The following is a 20,089-nucleotide window of genomic DNA, read 5'->3' on the forward strand; positions in this document are numbered from 1 at the left end:
GGCCTTGCGGCAGCGACGAACCCCGGGCCCGCCCACCGAGGAAGCGGGCGGGCCGGTCCACCGTAGCGCGCGCGGCGGGCGGGAGTTGACCCGATCGGCAGCTGATCAGCTGCCGGTCCCCGTCCTGCCCCAGTCCGGACCGGCCTTCGCCCAGGCTCTGTCGATCAGGGTGTACCGCCCCCGCACCATGCGCCGGACGATCAGGCGTCGGCCGCCCTCGACCAGTCCGACGGCGAGCAGCATCGCCCCGAGCCCGGCCAGCGCCGCATGCGTATGAGCCGTCGGAGCGTCCATGGGCCGTAGCGCGGGGCGGCCATCGAGGTCTGTCCAGATCTTCACCACGGCCCCGGGATCCGTCTTGCGGGAGGAGGTGGTCACCGTACCGCGGCGGTCCGTGCCGTCCGGGGCCTTCCAGCGCGCCACCACCGAGGTCTGGGTGGTGCGCTCCGAGGACACTTCGGGATCGGTGACGAGACGTGATGCTGCCGGGGCCCGGCGCACCACGATCGCGGCAGTGGTACGACGCTGTGCCTGCTGGGCCCGCACCGATTTCTGCAGGGCGTCGTCCGTGAGCGAACCGCACACCCAACCCACTGCCGGTGCCGCCAGCACCATGAGAAGCAGTGCGACAAGAGCCACCCACGCCTCGCGCCGGTCAGTGGCGCGGCGCAGGGGATTGCGCCGCCAACGCCACACTCCCATAACCGCTCGCACAGTCCTGCACCCCCTTCCGTATCCGTCTTAACCTGATACGGCACGCTTCGCTCGCCGGAGCAGCGAAGAGAGAGCAACCTCACCCTGGCCAACGCACGGACTGCCCCGCCGAGTTCCCCTTCCCCACAGATCCGGGCTGACGGCCCGTCCGGGGCGTGCGCGACCGAGGGGCAGTGCTGCCGGTGCGGGAACACCGAGGTCGCCATCGAGTCCCCATGGCTCGACGGCGACCTCGTGCGACCGTGTGCGATTCCCGGCTCAGTACCCCCGGCCCTGGTACGGGCGGTTGTACGGGTCCTCGTAGGGCGAGGGTGCCGGGGCGGGGCGCGGTGACGCCGGACGCATCGCCTCGTAACCGGTGCCGGGCGCGGGCCGCTGCTGCTGCGGTTGCGGCGGATAGGGCGCCTGGTACCCGCCGCGGGCCGCGGTCGGCTGCTGCGGGATGTACGGCGCCGGGGCGTGCTGCAGCTGTGCGGGCTGCATCGGCGCGTAGCCCTGCTGGGCCGGCTGCTGGTAGCCGTACGACGGATTGGGCTGGGAAGGCGCCGCGGGAAGAGCCGGCAGCGCTGCCGGGAGAGCCGGCAGATAGCTGTTGCCGGTGTCATAGACGGCAGGCACTCGGATCGGAGCGATCTGAGGGGTGCCCCGCTCCGCGACCAGGGAGTCGTAGATCGGAGTTTCGGGGAACGACGGTGCGGCGTAGTAGCCGCCGCCGTAGGTGGAGCGGGGGGAGGTCATAACACCTAAGTTAAGCCCACGATGTGCTGGTTGGGGAGTCCCAATCTTGGGGTCATCCGTTTTACGCTGGTTCTGTCCGCCTGACCTGCTAAAACATCGTCAAGGCTTCCATTGGCAGCGGGGGCTTTCCCGGTGGAGGGCCCCATGGCTGACGACAAGTGTCGGATGTGCCGCAAGGGCGACACCCGCGCGGCACTCGCCAGGGCGGAGGGCCGCGACCCCGGGGCAGAACGGCCTGATGGCCGGCATGGGGTCGGCCGAGGAGCTGGTGCGCGTCCAGCCGACGATGAGCGGGACGGCACGCGATGCGACGCCGGAAGTATGCTCAACCTGGGCGTACTCGCGCACGTCGACGCGGGAGAGACGAGCCTGACGGAGCGGCTGCTGTTCGAGTGCGGCGCCAGTCGGCACATCGGCAGTGTGGATGAAGACACGACACAGACCGACTCGAACGCGATCGAGCGCGCTCGGGGGATCACCGTCCGGGCGGCCGTGGCGTGCTTCCGGGACAAGGACCTTCAGTTCAACCTCGTCGACACTCCCGGACACGCCGACTTCGTCGCCGAGGTCGAGCGAGGTCCGATGGCTGTGGACACGGTGATCCTGGTGCCTTCGGCTCCCGAAGGAGTGCAGCCGCAGATCGGGGCGCTGTACCGCGTCATCGAACGGCTCCGGCTCCCGGCGGTCGTGTTCGTCAACAAGCTCGACTGCGTCGGCGCGGCGGGTCCGGAAGTGCTGGACGAGCTCTCCGGCAAGCCTGGTCTGCTGCCGCTGGCGACGAGAGTTCCGGTCTATCCGCGAACGCCGGAGGCGGGCTTCGCCCCGGCGGAGCTGTCCGGTGCCGACATCCGGCGGCAGTGGGCCGAACGCCTCGCGGAGAACGACGAGAAGCTGTTGGAGCAACTGGTGGCCGACAGGTGCCCCGGTCGCGCGGAACTACGGGCCCAGACGAATGCCGGGCTGCTTCAGCCGGTCGTGTTCGGCTCCTCCATCACCGGTGCGGGCATGGACGGACTGCGGTCGGTGCTCAGGGAGTTGCTGGAGCCGCCGTCGGATGGACCGGATCTGTCCGCCTCGGTGTTCGCCATCGGACGGAACGAGCGGGGCGAGAGGAACGCCCCCGTCCGCTGCTTCGGCGGGACGCTCGCCGAGCGGCAGCAGATGGACGTCCACCAGACCGACGGCTCCTTCTTCCGCGACCGGGTCCGGAACCTCCATGTGGTCGCGCCCCACGGCGAAGGACACCGCCGTGGCGGCCCTGGAGCGCGTCGCGTCTTCCTGAGGCCGTCTCCGGGACGCGCTACGCGGAGTGGCAGATGGCCTACCTGGACAGCGAGCGCTGAGGCGGACTGTGGTGCGGGACCCCGGGGCGCAGCGGCTCGCCACCGGGGTTCCGCGCTGTCATCGGCGGGCCAGGCGGTTGGGGCCCACAGCTGGCCGGCGTCGTCGGCGGCGAGTCTGCCCCGGTAGACGTCGATCTTGTGGTCGACGATCTCGAGGTTGTCCTGCAGCTCGGCGATCCAGGCGGCCACGTCGGCGTGGTGCGACTCCAGGAGCGCGAGCCGTTCCTGCTCGTTGCCGGGTCCTGCGGTGACGAGCTCGGCGTAGCGCCGGATGGTCCTGATGGGCATGTCGGTGGCTGGAGCAGATCAGCTGGATCACCGAGACCGGTGACCACGTGACCCTTCCGCTCGCCGGCGACGTTGACGTCGCATGCATCGGACTCCTCGTCGTCACCGCCCACGACGCCGACCGGGCCGCCAAGCGGCTGCGCAGCGCGGAGGACCACATCACGATCACCGTGCAGCCCGATACCCACGGAACACGCCAGCCCCCAGGCCATGGCTGCTTGACTACCAGCCCTCGCCAAGTCTGGGATTCCGTGCCCTCGACGACGAAAGCTTCGTGGGTCAGTAACCTCTCCGTCTGCCGGGGCTTTCCACGCCGGACCCGGTCGCGGCCGGAGTCGGTTTCCACTGGTGGCACCAGCCGTGCCCGGACCCGGGGACCGTCACCGGCTTCCCCCGGAAGCATCCGATGGAGTACGGATACTCTCCGTTGAGGTGGTAGTGGTACATGACGACCTTCTTGCCGTCCCACATGATCGCGTGTGTGTGACCGTGGCAGACGTCCAGATCCCTGTTCCTGACGATCTCTCCGTCCTCGCCGCGCGGCCCGTAGATCCCGAAGCCGTCGATGGCGTATCCCACGAGCGGTGAGTGCCGGGTACGGGCGTTCGCAGGCCTTCTTGAAGCCTTGCCGAAGCAGGTCTGCGAGGGGCCGTGGTAGTGGTACTGCGTCGCGTACGGATGGCCCCAGCAGCGGTCGAGAGGCAGGGCCGCGTTGGGGTCGACCGGGCGGTCCTCGGCGTCGGTGGCCACCTCCAGGTGAAAGGTGCCGCCGGCCAGAGCCATCCCGGTCGTCAGCTGGTCGATACAGGTGGGCGTCGCCTCGACGGTCGGATTGCGCGGAACGGTGACGTCGAGGTTCCACGGCTTGATGGGGATCGCGGCGGCGTTGGGGTACCCGTGCGCGGGGATCTCCGCGTAGTACTTGTAGGCGGGGGTGCCCTTCTGGACGGGGAAGTGCCCGGTGGGATGGTCCGGGAGCCCGTTGCCCTTGAAGCGCCTCTTGGTAGCGGTCGTCGTCACCCGCAGATTGCTGCGCCAGTGCATGGTTCCCGACACGAAAGGGCGCTTGAGTACATCGATCACGCCGTATGCGTCGATCCACGGGCGGTCGGGCCGGGTGAGGGTCCCCCCTTGGCAGGCGTAGAGGGTGTTGCGGGCGGGGGATGCGATCGACGTGCCGGTGGGGGGTGTGTGCAGGCGTGTGATCAGGCTGCCGTCTCCCCCGCCGCGCGCGTCCGTGGCAGCCCGCACGGGATGAGGCACAGCAGCGGAGCCGGCCGGGGGCATCGCCGGACCCAGTAGCGCGCAGACCGCACTGGCCGCCACCGCAACAGATTTGAGCACGCCGTGCATGGATGCTCCCCATCTCGACATGGATCGGAAGACGTCACACCAGCGGCCCCTGTCCCCGCCGCCTGCACCACCTCACCACGCCCGCATGCCGTCGTCCCGCTGACACGAACGGGCAACCGAGTGAGCACCCAGCCTGGCCCGGGGCAGGCCGGCCAAGCCATACCAAGGATCAAAAATAAGTGTTCTGACCGTCTGTCAGGCCTAGCGAGGCATCGCCACCCGACACGACAAGCCCCGGACAGCTACCTCGCCGGCCTACACCTACGCGCCTCAGTGCCGCCCAGCCTCGGCACGGTCAGCGTGCCGCACTGGAGCAACAGCACTCAACCGGCCACTCCGGCGGCGACCGCACCCGTCTTCAGACCCGCACCGCGGCGCTGACCCCAGTCACACACGCACCACCTGCACTATGGAGACCAACTGCCCTTGCACGCCGAACAGTTCTTTACCGGGCATCTCGCACTGCCGTTCAACAGCGCGGCCGTCATCGGGGATTCCTACTATGGAACCCCTTCCCCCAGTTCCCCGCTGCGGCTGTGTGTCGATTTCGCACCCACCATCCGGCGCGGTGAGTACGACGGACTGCGCCTGCGCCTCATCCATCCCGACCAGGGCATCATCGACACAGTGGTCCTGAGCTTCGCGACCCACGGCACGTTCACTCTGCGGGACGCTCGCCGGCAGATTGTGCCCGGCGCGGACGGGTTCGCCCGGATCTGTGACCGGCACGACAACGGAGTGCCGCCCTGGGCAGGAGCGGGCGCGGCGGGCCTGCGCCGCGCGGTCCTGCAGTACGCCCCAGTGCTGGTTCCCGGACACTGCGGCCCCGAGCGGTTCACCGAACTCCCTCGGAACGGCTCCACCCGTGCCGGACCAGGCACTACGCGGCACCACAGGAGTTCGACGCCGGGCAGTTGAGGGGACTGGTCTCGGACGCCCTGCCGCAGTACATGGTGCCCGCCGCCTTCCTGGCGACAGGAGCTCTGCCCATGACACCCAGTGGAAAGCTGAACCGCAGTGCCCTGCCGGCACCGCAGTTCGCGGTGGACCGGGACGGGCGCGGCCCGCGGACGGCGCGGGAGAGATTTCTGTGCAGCCTGTTCGCAGAGGTTCTGGGCCTCGAAAGTGTCGGTATTGACGACGACTTCTTCAACCTCGGCGGCCATTCGCTGCTTGCGGCACGTCTGGTGAGCCGGCTTCGTACGACGCTTCGACCCGACGTCGGCATGCGGCTGCTGTTCCAGGCGCCGACGGTCGCCGAGCTCTCCGAGCGCTTGAACTCCAGCTCTCAGGGTGAGGTGTTCCCGACACTGCTGCCTCTGCGGTCCGTGGGCTCGGCCCCACCCCTCTTCTGTGTTCACCCGGCAGCGGGTATCAGCTGGGTCTACTCGGGGCTGTTGCAGCATCTGGTCCCCCACCAGCCGGTCTACGGTCTGCAGGCCCGGACGTTGAGAACCTTCGACGAGGCTTTGCCGACGAGTGCCGTGGAAATGGTGCGCGAGTACATCGACGAAATACGTTCGGTTCAGCCAACGGGTCCTTACCATCTGCTCGGTTGGTCCTTCGGCGGACTGGTCGCACACGACATCGCCGCGAGGCTGCAGGCCGACGGGCAGGAGGTCGCAAGCCTGACGCTGCTCGACGCCTACCCGGACGACAGCGGCGAGGTACCGGCCTTGAAATACGACGACCCGGAGTTGCTGACCATGGTGGTGGCCTCGCTGGGGGATTCCGGGACCGCCGGCCTGGTCTCCGACTTCGGGGACGTGGGCATCCGGGCGATCGCCCGAACGTTCGCGGACAACGTCAATACCCAACACACCCTTCCCACACGGGTCTTCAGCGGCGACATGCTCTTGTTCGTCGCGTCGGCGACCGGACGTGAAGAGTTCAGCACGCCTGATCTGTGGAAGCCGTTCGTGTCCGGGCGCATCAACGTCCACGAGATCGACGCGACGCACGGGGCGATGACCGGACAAGCCGCATTGGCCACCATCGGGCCGCTGCTTTCGGAGTGGTTGGGCAACGCGAGCGCACAGGACGGTGCAGACCATTGACCCGCACTGAATCGATGCCTCCCCGATCTCCTGCAGACAAGGAAGAGACGCGACTGGGTGGTTTGCTGCGGCAGCGCGATTTCCGGCTGCTCTGGATGGGGGAGACCACCAGCAAGCTCGGCAGCGCCGTGGGCGAAATGGCACTGCCTCTTGTGGCGGTCGTCACCCTTCACGTCGACACGTTCACCGTCGGTCTGCTCACAGCGATGGCCTGGTTGCCCTGGCTCCTGTTCGGGCTCCTCGCCGGGGCCTGGATCGATCGCGTGGACGCCCGCGCTGTCATGATTCTGTCCAATGGCGCGTCGATGCTGCTGTTTCTGAGCGTGCCCGTTGCCGCCTGGATCGACATCCTGACGGTCGGCCAGCTTCTCGTGGTCGCCTTCCTGGGCGGCACGGCTTCCGTGTGTTTCACCACCGCGTACCGGACCTACCTCCCGTCACTCGTTCGCAAGCAGGATCTCCTGGAAGCGAACGCCAAACTCCAGGGAAGCGAAGCAGCGGCGCAGGTGGCCGGTCCTGGCCTCGGCGGCGTGGTGGCTCAGGCCTTCGGAGCTGTGTCCGGCATACTGATCGACTCCCTGACCTTCCTGTTCTCGGCGCTGTGCATACGTGGCATTCAGCCGACCGAGCGCCGCCCGAGCAAGAATTCTCGAAGCAACCTTCGGCAGGAGATCGCTGCCGGCGTCCGCTTCGTATTGCGAGACCCGTATCTGCGAACCCTGATGACGTTCGGCGCGGTGTCAAACATCGCACTCAATGGATTCCAGTCGCTCTACGTCGTATTCCTGGTCCGCACTGTCGGTGTCGATTCCGATGCCGTGGGTGTCCTGTTCGGCATCCTTGGCGTCGGCGGGGTCTGCGGTGCGTTGATGGCGCGCCGATTCGCTGCCCGCGTCGGGACGGCTCGTGGCATGCTCCTGTGTCAGCTCTGCGCTGCACCGTTCGCCTTGCTGATCCCGATGACCGGTCCCGGGTATGAGCTGCTGTTCATGGGCGTCGGCGGCTACTGCATCGGCGTCGGTGTCGTCGGGTCCGGTGTCATATCCGTCAGTTTTCGACAGAGTTACATCCCCTCGGAGTTCCTCGGGCGGGTCACTGCGAGCATGGCGATGATCAATTACGGAGCGATTCCGATCGGTGCCGTACTCGGAGGATTCCTCGGGGCGGCACTTGGTATCCGCAACACGATGTGGATCATGACGCTGGCTTTCGTGCTGGCTTGCCTGATTCTGGTGGCGAGTCCGATACGGCGCCTCCGCGACTTCCCGTCGGCCCCGGCCGCACCTGTTCGGCCTGATGTCTCACGCTGATTCGCACCGCCTCTTCACTTACGTCAGGACAGGAGGGACCGTATGTCTCTGATGGATCAGAGGGCGCCCATCGTCATCAAGATCGGTACGTCATCGCTGATCTCGGCCGGCCGAATCGATCAGTCGAGGATGGTCGAACTGTCGGACACCCTTGCCGCATTGCACGCCGCAGGGCACAGGATCGTGCTGGTGGCATCCGGGGCCATCGCACTCGGGAACGCGCGGTTGCGGTCCGGGGCGGAGTCGGACCCGGTACGCCGGCAACTGGCCGCGGCTCTCGGGCAGAACGCTCTCTTCGATGCGCTTCGGCGCACCCTGGAGAGTGCTGCACTCACGGCAGCACAGTTTCTGCTCACGCCGGTCGACCTCACTGACGATGCACACCGCGACAGCGTGCGTGGTGCACTCCAGCTCGCGCTGGACGAAGGGGTGATACCCCTGGTGAACGAGAACGACGCCGTGATGGTTCGGAACAACGATGTTCTCGCGGCACTGCTCGGAACGGTTCTCAACGCGCAGCGAGTGGTGATCCTCACCGATGTGCCCGGTCTTCACGACTCGAATCCGCACAGCAACGACGACGCGCGTCTCATCCCTGTCATCAGTGAGATGAGTGCCGAGATCGAGCGGCTTGCCGGAGTCTCTGTGAGCGCCGCGGGAACCGGCGGCATGCTCAGCAAACTGTGCGCCGCATGGATCAGCAGTCTGTCCGGCGTCGAGGTCGTCATCGCCAGCGCCTCCGAACCGAACGCGGTCGTGCGGGCGGTGAACGGGGACAGCGTGGGAACGCTCGTCCGCCCACGTGAGCGCAACAAGCAGCAGGACATCGGGAGGCTCTGGCGCGCATTCTCCACCCCGCCTGCCGGCCAATTGATGTGCGACAGCGGAGCCGAGCAGGTCGTGAGGCAGGAGGGATCGCTGCTCGGTCGGCATGTGGTGAACGTCGAAGGGGAGATCAGGCCCGGCGACATCGCGAATGTGCTCCTTCCCGACGGCCGGCTGGTGGCACGGGGGCGAAGCCGTCTTGGATTCTCTTCCTCGCGATCGGCGATCTCTACCGACACAAGTGTTCTTCAAAAGTGTGACTACGTAAGTTTTCTGGAGGATTGAAATGTCTGCGACAGTCTCTGAAGTATGCCGTCAGGCACGCGAGGCCTCGGTGGTACTCCGCGAGCTCGACACCTCGGTGAAAGACCGGGTTCTGCGCCAGATAGCAGCTGCTGTGGACGCTGCCGGTGAGGAACTGAAGGCGGCGAACGCACTGGATCTCGATGCGGCTGCCGCATCAGGGGTGTCGGCGACCCTTCTGGACCGCTTGCGCCTCACCGATTCGCGCATCGCCGGCATGGTGAAGGCGATCAATACCATCGCGGACCTGCCCGACCCGGTCGGTCAGGTGGCCGGGGGGAACGTCCGTCCCAACGGGCTGCTGGTGGAACAGGTCCGGGAGCCGCTCGGTGTCGTGGCGGTGGTCTATGAGGCTCGCCCGAACGTGACCGCTGACGTGGCCGCACTGTGTCTGAAGTCCGGGAACGCAGCCGTCCTGCGCGGCTCTTCGATCGCCGCCCACACAAACGCGGCGATCGCGGACGTCATCGCCGGGGCGCTGCGGGGCCAGGACGAGGTGCCGCAGCACGCCGTGCAGCTCATTCGTGACACCTCCCGCGAGGCGGTACTGGAGCTTCTGCGCGCCAAGGGCGACGTCGACCTCCTGGTCCCGCGCGGCGGCCCCGGTCTGATCAAGACCGTCGAGGACCACGCCACCGTCCCGACCGTGATCGACGGCGACGGCAACTGCCATGTGTATGTGGACGCGACCGCGGATCTCGGCATGGCCACCGACATCGTCGTCAACGCCAAGACCTCTCGACCCAGCGTGTGCAACGCGGCCGAGACTCTGCTCGTACATGCAGACCTGGCGGAGGTCTGGCTGCCGAAGGTTCTTGACGAGCTCGACCGGCTCGGCGTCGAAATCCGGGGTGATGCGCGTACCCGCGAGTTCTGGCCGAAGGCCGAACCGGTGCAGGACAGCGACTGGGGCACCGAGTACCTCGACCTTGTTCTGGCAGTCAAGGTCGTGAGCGATTTCGACGAGGCCCTTGCTCATATCAACCGTTGGGGAACGCGCAACGCGGAGGCCATCGTGGCGCGCGATGTCGACGTCGTGCGGCGGTTCGCCCGCGCTATCGACTCCGGCAGTGTCTTCGTCAACACCTCGACGAGGTTCTCGGACGGTGGAGAGTTCGGATACGGGGTCGAGATCGGCGTTTCCACGCAGAAGCTGCACGCCCGTGGACCCATGGGCCTGGAATCGCTTACCTGCGTCAAGAACGTCGTGTGGGGCCGTGGCCAGATCCGAATTCTCTGACCCACCCGAAGTCTGTCGTGCGTTCAGCCCGGAAGTCGAGGAGAAGTGATGTCGCGACCCTCTCATGCAAGCCTGCTTGACGGTTTGTCGGAAGCGCCTTCGGTGAGGTTCAACAACCGCATCTACGAAATGAAGGATACTGGTGCCGACGTCATCACGATGTCCCTCGGTGAGGCGTTCTTCGATATTTCGATGCCGTCCTTCGACGGCATGCCTTCCGCTGACATACACCACTACTCGCATTCGCGCGGCGTACCGCTCCTGCGACAGAAGCTGGCGAAGCATGCATCGGTCGATTCGGGCCTGCCCGTCGACCCTGACAGCGAGATCCTGGTCACCGCAGGATCGAAGTTGGCGATCTACATGGCGTTGACCGCTGTGTTGGAACAGGGCGACGAGGTGATCATTCCGGAGCCGGCCTGGGTGAGCTATCCCGATCAGGTGCGGATGTGCCGAGGAGTGCCCGTCATGGTGCCGTGGCATGAGGGATACGAAGCTCCGGCCTCGTACATCACGCCGCGAACTCGGGCGATCGTCGTCAACAACCCGCACAACCCGACGGGCCGGCGACTCGGTACGGTGGAACTGCAGAGCCTGCACGACCTCGCGGTGAAGCATTCTCTGTTCATCATCGCCGACGAGGCGTACAGCGAGTTCTTGCCCAAGGGTGAGCGATTCATCTCCGCGGATCAATTCGATCCCGAGCGTGATCACGCCATCGTCTGCAAATCCATGTCGAAGAACTATGGGATATCCGGCTGGCGTATCGGCTATCTGATAGCGAATCGGTTCATGATAGAACAGATCAATAAGCTGCAGCAGCACATCATCACCTGTGCCCCGACGATCCTCAGCTGCTATCTCGCGGAGAACTACGACATGCTGCGGGAAACTACCCGTCCGCAAATCAGTCGGGTCGTGGACGTGCGCAACCGAATGGCGGAAGAGCTGGCCGCGCGGGACATTCGTTGCCTCCCCGGTGACAGCACCTTTTACCTGTTCGCGTCACTGGGGGAATCGCGGCTGAACTCGGAGGACTTCGCTACCGAGTTGCTCAGCCGTCACAAGGTGGCCGTCGTTCCCGGCATCGGCTATGGCGGGACCTGCGACCGGTTCATCCGTATCGCGGTGGGCGCAGAGCCTGAAGAGCGTCTCCTGCGCGGAATCGACGCCATCGCCTCGATGATCGCGGCCACAAGGTGAGCCACGAGCCCCTCCGTCTGGCCTTCGTGGGCTGTGGAAGAATCGCCCGCGCTATGGTATGTGGGCTGATCGCGGCCGGCTGGCCCCCGACCGCGATCCGGGGCGTCTCGCAGACGGGTGCGGGTGCCGAAGAGCTCGCGCGGGAGTACGGCATCACCGCCTGTTCTTCGCTCCAGGACGCCGTCGGGGATGCGGACGTGGTGCTGCTCGCCGTGCATCCGCACAACACGGCGGAGGTGCTTGCCGACATCGCTCCCCTCATGACGGGGGAGCAGGTCCTTGTTTCGCTGGTCGCTTCCTGGCAGACCGGGGCCGTCGCCGGCGCGCTGCTGGATGTTCCCTGTGTACGCGCGGTGCCGAATGTGGCAGTGGCGGTGAACAGCGGGCTGACGGCTGTCTGTCAGGGGCCGACGGCCGGGCCGGAACAACTCCGCACCGCGTGTGCGGTCTTCGAGCCTCTGGGACGCGTTCTTACAGTGGACGAATCCCTGATGGAGTCCATGAGTGCGGTCTCCGGGGCAGGCCCCGCACTCGTGGCACGGTTCGCGGAGGCCTTGAGGAGCTCGGCCGAAGTCCAGGGATTCTCTGCGGAAATGGCGAGCGAACTGGCCGCGTACGCGGTGCACAGCACGGGGTCACTCATGCTCAAGGGAGGACTTGCTCCCGACGAGGTCGTGGGTCTGGTCGCCTCGCCCGGCGGAATGACCGAAGCGGCGTTGCATGTGTTGGCGGAGCGGGGCCTGGGGGATGCGGTGCACTCGGCGGTGGACGCCGCGGTGACGCTGTCTCTCGGGCGTCTCAGAGGAGGACCCGACACCGCCTGAGAGCGCTGTCGTGAGAGTCCTGCAAGCCCTGACCACTCATGAATCAAGGAGGGCACATGCGGCCCGAGCCGATGCCTTTTGCACAGACGTACGTGGATCTGTTCGAGGAACAGGCCGCACGAGAACCCGAGGCGATCGCAGTGGTCTGCGGTGGCGAGACCCTCACCTACGGCGAGTTGAATGCACGTGCGAACCGGTTGGCACGGCTATTGACCGGCCACGGTGCGGGGCCCGGATCCCTGGTGGCTCTGAGGCTCCCGCGCTCGACGGACCTGGTCGCGGCCCTGCTGGCAGTGACCAAGGCCGGCGCTGCCTTCCTGTCGATCGACCCGGCCCATCCTGAAGAGCGCAACAGCCGGATCATGCGGGACGCCAGTCCTGAACTGCTGCTCACCCATGCCTCGTCCAGGCCGGAAGGCGGATACGGGTCAGGCCCGCGGCACGTCATGCTGGACGACCCCGACACCGTGCGCATGCTGGCCGAACAGCCCGCCGGAAACATGGAGGACGCGGAGGGCACGGATGTCGTTCGGCCGGGACATCCTGCCTATGTGCTCTACACGTCGGGCTCCACCGGCCTGCCTAAGGGCGTGGTCGTCTCCTTCGCGAACCTGGTGAACTTGCTGGAACACTTCCAGGACGACCTTGAACTCTCCTCACGGGACAGGCTCCTGTCTGTCACCACAGTGGGATTCGACATCGCGCTACTGGAAATCTTCCTGCCGCTGCTCAGCGGCGCGCGGCTGGTCCTGGCTTCGCCTGTCGAGCACGGAGACCCGGCCCGATTGGCAGAGGCCATCAGGCAGCAGGCCATCACCGTCATGCAGGCGACCCCCGCACTATGGCAGTCCCTCATCGACAGCGGGGCAAGTCTGGCGAACCTACGCGTCCTGGTGGGCGGTGAGGCGGTGCCGGAGCGACTCGCGGCGACTCTGCTTGCGTCGGCGCGTGAAGTGACCAACGTCTACGGCCCGACGGAAACGACCATCTATTCGACGTCCATGCGTTTGGAGAGCGAAGCGCCGGCAGCGGTTCCGATCGGAACTCCCATCCGCAATACATCCGTCTATGTACTGGATCAGACTCTGAAGCCCGTCACGATGGGGGAATCCGGTGAGCTGTACATATCCGGAGCAGGAGTTGCCCGCGGCTACTTGAACCGTCCGGGGCTGACGGCCGAGCGCTTCGTCGCTGATCCCTTCGGACCGCCCGGGTCACGTATGTACCGCACGGGAGGCCTCGTGCGGTGGCGGCCCGACGGAAACCTGATGTTCCTGGGGCGTACGGACTTCCAGATCAAGTTCCGGGGGTTCCGCGTTGAGTTGGGCGAAGTCGAAGCCGCCGTCGCCCATGCCCCCGAGGTAGCCCGTGTCGTGGCCGTCGCACAGGAAGACCGCCCCGGGGACAAACGGCTCGTGGCCTACGCGGTGCCCCGGCCCGGAACGCATCCGGACCCCGTGCACCTGCGCAAGGCGGCAGCCAGAATACTGCCCGCCTACATGGCGCCCTCCACCGTCGTGCTGCTGGACGCCATGCCCCTGACCCCCAATGGAAAGATCGACCGCAACGCACTCCCCGCCCCCGCGCACACAGCCGCACCGCGCGGAGCCGAACCACGCACCCCCGAGGAAGAGACCCTCTGCCAGCTCTTCTGCGAGATTCTCGGCGTACCTCAGGCCGGCACGGAGGACGACTTCTTCGAACTCGGCGGCCACTCCCTCCTCGCCGTCCGTCTGATCAGCCGCGTTCGCACGGAACTCGCACGCGAACTCAACATCCGGGACCTTTTCGAGAACCCCACCGTCCATGGCATCATCCAACACCTGACGCGCCCCGACATGCCGCGCCCCGCACTCGCCCGCGCGGAACGCCCCGAGCGGATCCCGCTTTCCTTCGCCCAGCGGCGGTTGTGGTTCCTCAATCGCCTGGAGGGCCGCAGTGCGACCTACAACGTGCCACTCAGCCTCCACCTGCGGGGGCCCGTGAACCGTGCTGCCCTGGAGGCGGCACTTGGGGATGTGGTGGAACGGCACGAGAGTCTGCGTACGGTGTTCCCAGAGGTGGACGGCGAGCCTCGGCAGTTGGTGCTCGAGGCCGAAGACGCCTTCCCCCAGCTGCCCGTTGTCGAATCCGCAGAGCGTGGTGACAACCGCTCTGTCCTGACCTCGTTCGCCGAGGACGGCTTCGACGTCACCGTCGAGGCACCGCTGAGGGCACTCCTGGTCGCGCACGGTCCCGACCAGTACCAGCTGCTGCTCGTGGTGCACCACATCGCATGTGACGGATGGTCGATGGCTCCGCTCGCCAGGGACCTCGTGGAGGCCTACGCTGCCCGAAGTGCCGGCCTGTGGCCCATGTACGGCGAACTACCGGTCCAGTACGCCGACTTCACACTGTGGCAGCACGAGCTGCTCGGGAACGAGAGCGATCCCGGGAGCGCTTGTGCTCGCCAGCTGACCTTCTGGAGGAAGGAGCTGCGCAATCTGCCCGTGGAGTTGCAGCTCCCCTTCGACCACCGTCGCCCGGCTCGCGCCTCTTACCGTGGGGACATCCTGAGCTTTCGCATCGACGCGGAGCTCCAGCGGGGAATGGCGAACCTGGCGCGGAGTTCGGGCGCCAGCGTCTTCATGGCGGTCCAGGCCACTCTCGCCACGATGCTCTCCAAGCTCGGAGCTGGTACGGACATTCCGATCGGCAGCCCCGTCGCCGGACGCAGCGACGAGGCACTGGACGACATGGTCGGATTCTTCGTCAACACGCTGGTGCTGCGTACCGACACCTCCGGCGACCCCAGCTTCCGCGATCTGCTGACGAGGGTACGAGAGACGGACCTGGACGCCTTCGCGCATCAGGATCTCCCCTTCGAGACGCTGGTCGAGGCGATCAACCCCACCCGCTCGCTGTCGAGGCACCCGCTCTTTCAGGTTCTCCTGGCCGCCCAGAACGTCGAGCGCGCCTCCTTCGACCTGCCTGGACTCGAAGTCGTAGTCGACGAAAGCGGCATCGGCGTCGCCAAGTTCGATCTGGCGTTCAGCATGACTGAGCGCTTCACGGTGGAAGGCGCTCCGGCCGGCATCGACGTGACGGTCGAATACGCCACGGACCTGTTCGAACGATCGACGGTGGAGCGGATGACCGGCTACCTGGTCAGGCTCTTGCGCAGCGCCCTCGACGAACCCGAACTGCCTCTTAGCCGACTGGAGATGCTGTCCGACGGCCAGCGCCGTCATGTGTTGGTGCAGCTCAATGACACGGCGCGCGAAGTCTCTTCCCGGACCCTGCCCGACATGCTCGCGGCGCAGGCGGCCAGGACGCCCGAGGCCACAGCCGTGGTGTTCGAGAACGAATCCGTCACGTACGCGGAGCTCAATGCCCGGGCCAATCAAATGGCCCGGTTCCTGATCGGTCTGGGAGTGGGACCCGAGGAAACGGTCGCGCTGCTTGCGCCGCGTTCCGTGGGGCAGATCGTGGCCCTGCTCGGCGTGGTGAAGGCGGGGGCGGCGTACCTGCCGGTGGATCCCGACTATCCGCCCGACCGCATCGCCTACATGCTTCAGGACGCCAGGCCCGCCTGTGTGCTCACCACGAGCGGGATGGCCCGGCATGTACCGAAGGGGATGCACTCGGCAAGCATCGACAGCGAAAGCGTCGCGCAGACACTTGCCGCGCGTTCCGGGGCCGAGGTCACGGATGACGAACGCACCACACCGCTGCTGCCGGCACATCCTGCCTATGTGATCTACACGTCGGGATCGACCGGTCGCCCCAAGGGAGTGGCCATGCCGTCACAGGCGCTGGTCAACCTCCTTGCCTGGCACGCCGAGCTCATGACCGGTGGCACCGGGACCACGACGGCGCAGTTCGCATCCCTGAGTTTCGACGCGGCCGCTCAGGAGATCTTCTCCGCCCTGACGTCCGGCAAGACGCTTGCGGTGCCCAGGGACGATGTGCGTAAAGACATGGCGGAACTGGTGCGTTGGCTCGACCGGTATCAGGTCAATGAGCTGTTCGCTCCCACACCTGTCATCGAAGGGGTCGGCGAAGCCGCGAAGGAACTCGGCCTTCCGCTGCCCGACTTGGTGGACATCGCCCAGGGGGGTGAAGCCCTGGTGCTCCACCCGGCCATCCGTGACTTCTGCGCTCGCGGCTCGGGCAGACGCGTGCACAACTTCTACGGACCCACCGAGACTCATCTCGTCACCAGTTTCACCGTGACCGACGAGTCGATGGACGACACGGTGTCGCCCCCCATCGGCCCGCCCATCTGGAACACCCGGACCTATGTCCTGGGGCAGGGCCTGCAACCGGTGGCCGTCGGGGTTCCCGGCGAGCTGTATCTCGCCGGGGCGCAGGTTGCCCGGGGATATCTGAATCGTCCGGGGCTGACGGCCGAGCGGTTCGTCGCTGATCCCTTCGGACCGGCCGGGTCGCGTATGTACCGCACGGGCGACCTGGTGCGGTGGCGGACCGATGGACATCTGGAGTTCCTGGGGCGCACGGACTTCCAGGTCAAAATCCGTGGTTTCCGGGTGGAGTTGGGCGAGGTCGAGGCAGCTGTGGCCTGTGCGCCCGAGGTGGCGCGTGTCGTGGCGGTGGCGCGGGAGGACCGGCCCGGGGACAAACGACTGGTGGCGTACGTCGTGGCCCAGCCCGGAACCAGACCCGACCCTGCGCGGCTGCGCAGGGTGGCGGGCGAGAGGCTGCCCGTGCACATGGTGCCGTCCGCCATCGTGGTGGTGGACGCCATCCCGCTGACTCCCAACGGAAAGGTCGACCGCGCCGCGCTGCCGGCACCGGAGTACACCGCCTCACTGCGGGGGACCGAGCCGCGGAATGAGCAGGAGAGAACCCTGTGCCGGCTGATCTCCGAGATCCTCGGGGTACCGCAGGCCGGTACGGAGGACGACTTCTTCGAACTCGGCGGGCACTCCCTCCTTGCGACCCGGTTGATCAGCCGTATCCGTACGGAACTCGGACGCGAGCTCAGCATCCGCGATCTCTTCGAGCACCCGACAGTCCAGGGCATCACCAAGCACCTCACCCATCCCCCCACCGCACGCCCGGTACTGCGCAGACGGAGCGGCGGCGCGACGTAGCGAGGCAGGGAGGACGGCCGCCGCCCTGTACGCGGCCCTGGCCTGGCCCGAGGGGGCTCCCGCCATCGCTCAGGTGGGAGCCTCAGACCTCCCGAGCACGCCGTTCGGCCTCCCGCGGTGCCTCGAGCAGGGTCGGGAGGCCCGGACCGAAGGGGCGCCGGCCCGGGTCGCCTGTCGCGGCGAAGGCCACCCAGGCCGCGTACCTCGCCGTCGCGAGCTCGCGCGGTGCGTCCGGGCCTGTCATGGCCCGCGTCTCCGGCAGGTCGAGCGTGTCGAAGGCGAAGCCGAGCTCGAGCGCGTGAGAGGCACCGAAGCCGAGGACGGGGGAGCGCCAACCGAACTCGGCACCCGCACACCACGGCCGATGAACTGGTAGAACCGGCTCACACAACGCGCCGTATCCAGCCGCACAGCATCGTAGGAAAAGCCGCAGCACTGCCGGACCAGAGGCAGCCAAATCGTTCTGTCTCAGCCGGTCATACGTGAACGCCGCCGGGGCTTGACCCGGAATCCTGGACACGGGCTTTGCGGCTGGGACCACCCAGAGTGCGCAGGTAGCGGCAGAACTCGAGGAACTGCGTCCGCTGTCGGCCCCGGCCCGAATCCAGCCGGGAGCTGGGACCTGCCACCGACCGGCAGGGCTGCGACGGCGTCTGTCGAGGGGCTTCGGGCGTCGGCATGCCCGAAGCACGGGCTCCTGCCGGCTCCCCGGGTCCCCGGCATCCTCGGGATCCCCACCTCCGGGGCGTCGAGGTGGCGGGCCGCCGGAGCACACGATGCCCGTGAGGCCCACGGCGTAGAGCGCCAGCGGGAGGGCCGCGAGCCGACCGGCGGGAGCGAAGCCGCTGATGGCGAGGGCGGTCAGGGGCAGGAAGCAAGCGGCCAGGCCGCACACCAGGAGCAAGGGCGACCACCAGGCCGTCGGACCCACGCCTGCGGGAAGGCGGCGGAGCGGGCGCTGGGCCCGCAGGAGGGCCAGGGTGAACGGGACCAGGGCAGCGGTCAGGAGAGCGAGCCAGGGGATGCGCAGTGCCAGCCACGCGATGGAGCCGATGGCGGGCTGGGGTGCCAGGCCCGTGGGGTAGAAGGCGACGGCCACCAGGATCACCGGGATCATGTGCCACAGGTAGACGGTCATGACCGCCTGGTTGAGGCGGGAGACCCGTTGCCACAGGCGGGGGCGGGTGAGCAGGCGTTGCAGCGCGGGTTCGGCCATCAGCAGAAGGCCGGTCTGGGCAGCGGCGAACGCCAGCAAGGCGATCGACGGTGGGTTCGTGTTGCCCACCCGCGTGCCGGCACCGATCATGTCGACGGGAAACGGGCCCCAGCCCAGCAGTGCAGCCAGGAGCGCGACGCCCCCCGCCGCCAAGGCGCGGCATCGCCATCGCGGGGTGGTCAGCGTTCCGTCCTGCCAGGCGAATCCCCACTGATGCATCGCCCCCCACACCAAAAGGTAGTTCGCGAAGCCGATCACCGGCAGCCGGGGACCCAGTACCAGCACGTCCACCCCGGCGGCTCCCAGGGCCATCACCGTTGGCACGGCCAGCCCCCAACGGCGGTGCGCCGCGTGCAGGAGTGGGGTCAAGGCGATCAGCAGCAGGTAGACCGGCAGGAACCACAGGTGCAGCGCCACCAGCCAGCCCGCCCGGGCCAGCACGGCGGGTTCCGCGCCCGCGATGCGGGCCGCGACTGCGGCGAGCGCGCACACCGCCGCGTACACCGTCGTCGGCCACAGCAAACGCACCGCCCGCCCCTGTACCCAGGACCGCCAGTCCTCGCCCTGTTGCCGACGGGCCTGCCAGGACACCGCGTTGGCGTACCCACCGACAAGGAAGAAGACCGGCATGACCTGCAGCAACAGGGTGGGCCAGCGGACCCAGCCGACGTGGTCGAGCGCGTTGAGTCCGGACAGCCGACCGCCCCGGTAGGTGACGTCGACCAGCAGCCAGTGACCGGCCACCACCGCGCCGATCGCGCACACGCGCAGCAGGTCCGCACAGCGGTTCCGTTCCGCCCTCACACCATCGATGATCGCGCGGCGCCGACCCGGACCGGAAGCCGCGCGACGTTCGGGACGACCAGGGTCGCAGTACCAGGTTCTGCCCTCGTGTACAGCGCCCTGCGGTTACCGACTGGCGTCCAGCGCGGGGTTCATCAGATACGCCACTGTCAGTGCAGCTCGGGTTCGACAGCGTCTCCGCGTTGCTACGGTCCATGGCGTGGCGTGCTCCTCTGTCAGCGCGAAGGTGTCGAGCATGCGGGCGAAGTGGGCTGACTTCGCGCTGGGGGTGTGGAGCCAGTCGTTGCCGTAGGTGACGCGGCCGGGGTCGGCGAAGGCCAGAAGGCTCGGCAGGGCGTGGAACGCGTGGCGATCCTCGGACCAGCCGCGAAAGGCTCCGGAACCGGGGGCCTTCGTCTGAAGCGGGCGTCCGGGGCGATGAGAGGTTCTGCCGGCCCGTGGCCGTCGGACCGTAGCCGCCGCGCATGTGTCGGAGGCTACGGTCCGACGTCGCTCAATCGGCCAGGGTCAGCTGTCCGGCCGTTTCGATCCCCACCGTCCTGGCCGCCGCGCGGCAGAACTCCTCGGGCGGGCAGTACTGGTGCTCCGTGATGTAGTGGATCAACAGGTTCGGTGCCGTGTAGAGGATGCCGTCCGCTCCCCATGCGCGTTCGCGGCGCTGAGCGGCGAGGACGTCCGGGTGGCGGGCGTTTTGGTTGCGCCGGCGCAGGTAGCGGTGCAGCGTCCAGGTCTGGGGGGTACCGGCGGGATCGCCGGACGGTGACTGCGCCGCTGT

General features: G+C 67.4%; 14 protein-coding genes. 9 read left to right on the top strand and 5 right to left on the bottom strand.

Annotation, left to right across the window (positions count from 1 at the left end; all coding sequences use genetic code 11):
• Window positions 1-105: 105 nt before the first annotated feature.
• Together OG609_RS36670 and OG609_RS36675 are read right to left on the bottom strand one after the other, a co-directional pair.
• Window positions 106-702 carry an Rv1733c family protein gene (locus tag OG609_RS36670; protein ID WP_327276765.1) on the bottom strand — a complete coding sequence of 199 codons (597 nt, stop codon included), beginning with the start codon at window positions 700-702 and terminating at the stop codon, window positions 106-108.
• Window positions 703-972: 270 nt separating this feature from the next.
• Window positions 973-1,452: a DUF6643 family protein gene (locus OG609_RS36675; RefSeq protein ID WP_327276766.1), complete on the bottom strand. Its 480-nt coding sequence runs from the start codon at window positions 1,450-1,452 to the stop codon at window positions 973-975.
• Window positions 1,453-1,773: 321 nt separating this feature from the next.
• On the opposite strand from OG609_RS36675, the gene OG609_RS36680 reads away from it, so the two are divergent.
• Complete coding sequence (locus tag OG609_RS36680) at window positions 1,774-2,922, top strand: GTP-binding protein (RefSeq protein WP_327276767.1); 1,149 nt, start codon at window positions 1,774-1,776, stop codon at window positions 2,920-2,922.
• Between the two features lie 440 nt (window positions 2,923-3,362).
• Here OG609_RS36680 and OG609_RS36685 read toward each other — a convergent pair whose 3' ends face one another.
• Window positions 3,363-4,334, bottom strand: a complete 972-nt coding sequence (locus tag OG609_RS36685; RefSeq protein ID WP_327276768.1) for a YHYH protein — start codon at window positions 4,332-4,334, stop codon at window positions 3,363-3,365.
• Between the two features lie 528 nt (window positions 4,335-4,862).
• On the opposite strand from OG609_RS36685, the gene OG609_RS36690 reads away from it, so the two are divergent.
• From OG609_RS36690 to OG609_RS36725, 8 genes are read left to right on the top strand one after another with little or no spacing between them, the layout of a single operon-like run.
• Window positions 4,863-5,354 carry a hypothetical protein gene (locus tag OG609_RS36690; protein WP_327276769.1) on the top strand — a complete coding sequence of 164 codons (492 nt, stop codon included), beginning with the start codon at window positions 4,863-4,865 and terminating at the stop codon, window positions 5,352-5,354.
• Window positions 5,355-5,386: 32 nt separating this feature from the next.
• On the top strand, window positions 5,387-6,493 hold the full coding sequence (locus tag OG609_RS36695) for a thioesterase domain-containing protein (protein WP_327276770.1): 1,107 nt from the start codon (window positions 5,387-5,389) through the stop codon (window positions 6,491-6,493).
• A complete protein-coding gene (locus OG609_RS36700) occupies window positions 6,490-7,803 on the top strand; it encodes an MFS transporter (protein ID WP_327276771.1) in 1,314 nt (437 codons plus the stop codon). The genes OG609_RS36695 and OG609_RS36700 overlap by 4 nt, the downstream gene beginning before the upstream one ends.
• Window positions 7,804-7,854: 51 nt before the next feature.
• The gene (gene proB / locus OG609_RS36705; RefSeq protein ID WP_327278307.1) at window positions 7,855-8,913 is read left to right on the top strand and encodes a glutamate 5-kinase; all 1,059 of its coding nucleotides are present in this window, start codon (window positions 7,855-7,857) and stop codon (window positions 8,911-8,913) included.
• Between the two features lies 1 nt (window position 8,914).
• On the top strand, window positions 8,915-10,171 hold the full coding sequence (locus OG609_RS36710; RefSeq protein WP_327276772.1) for a glutamate-5-semialdehyde dehydrogenase: 1,257 nt from the start codon (window positions 8,915-8,917) through the stop codon (window positions 10,169-10,171).
• A 48-nt stretch (window positions 10,172-10,219) separates the two neighbouring features.
• Window positions 10,220-11,374, top strand: a complete 1,155-nt coding sequence (locus OG609_RS36715) for a pyridoxal phosphate-dependent aminotransferase (RefSeq protein ID WP_327276773.1) — start codon at window positions 10,220-10,222, stop codon at window positions 11,372-11,374.
• Between the two features lie 26 nt (window positions 11,375-11,400).
• Complete coding sequence (locus OG609_RS36720; RefSeq protein ID WP_327278308.1) at window positions 11,401-12,198, top strand: pyrroline-5-carboxylate reductase family protein; 798 nt, start codon at window positions 11,401-11,403, stop codon at window positions 12,196-12,198.
• A gap of 56 nt (window positions 12,199-12,254) precedes the next feature.
• Window positions 12,255-17,294: a non-ribosomal peptide synthetase gene (locus OG609_RS36725; RefSeq protein WP_327276774.1), complete on the top strand. Its 5,040-nt coding sequence runs from the start codon at window positions 12,255-12,257 to the stop codon at window positions 17,292-17,294.
• Window positions 17,295-17,376: 82 nt separating this feature from the next.
• Here OG609_RS36725 and OG609_RS36730 read toward each other — a convergent pair whose 3' ends face one another.
• Both OG609_RS36730 and OG609_RS46375 read right to left on the bottom strand, forming a co-directional pair.
• Window positions 17,377-19,314, bottom strand: a complete 1,938-nt coding sequence (locus OG609_RS36730; RefSeq protein ID WP_327276775.1) for an acyltransferase family protein — start codon at window positions 19,312-19,314, stop codon at window positions 17,377-17,379.
• Between the two features lie 493 nt (window positions 19,315-19,807).
• Complete coding sequence (locus OG609_RS46375) at window positions 19,808-20,035, bottom strand: DUF7919 family protein (protein WP_442818092.1); 228 nt, start codon at window positions 20,033-20,035, stop codon at window positions 19,808-19,810.
• Between the last annotated feature and the right edge of the window lie 54 nt (window positions 20,036-20,089).

The organism is Streptomyces sp. NBC_01224, from assembly GCF_036002945.1.
Classification (GTDB): Bacteria; Actinomycetota; Actinomycetes; order Streptomycetales; family Streptomycetaceae; genus Streptomyces.

Excerpts from the sequence above, each read along its gene's own strand:
- OG609_RS36670 (WP_327276765.1), bottom strand. The coding sequence starts at position 702 with ATGGGAGTGTGGCGTTGGCGGCGCAATCCCCTGCGCCGCGCCACTGAC.
- OG609_RS36675 (WP_327276766.1), bottom strand. The coding sequence starts at position 1,452 with ATGACCTCCCCCCGCTCCACCTACGGCGGCGGCTACTACGCCGCACCG.
- OG609_RS36680 (WP_327276767.1), top strand. The coding sequence starts at position 1,774 with ATGCTCAACCTGGGCGTACTCGCGCACGTCGACGCGGGAGAGACGAGC.
- OG609_RS36695 (WP_327276770.1), top strand. The coding sequence starts at position 5,387 with ATGGTGCCCGCCGCCTTCCTGGCGACAGGAGCTCTGCCCATGACACCC.
- proB (WP_327278307.1), top strand. The coding sequence starts at position 7,855 with ATGGATCAGAGGGCGCCCATCGTCATCAAGATCGGTACGTCATCGCTG.
- OG609_RS36710 (WP_327276772.1), top strand. The coding sequence starts at position 8,915 with ATGTCTGCGACAGTCTCTGAAGTATGCCGTCAGGCACGCGAGGCCTCG.
- OG609_RS36715 (WP_327276773.1), top strand. The coding sequence starts at position 10,220 with ATGTCGCGACCCTCTCATGCAAGCCTGCTTGACGGTTTGTCGGAAGCG.
- OG609_RS36725 (WP_327276774.1), top strand. The coding sequence starts at position 12,255 with ATGCGGCCCGAGCCGATGCCTTTTGCACAGACGTACGTGGATCTGTTC.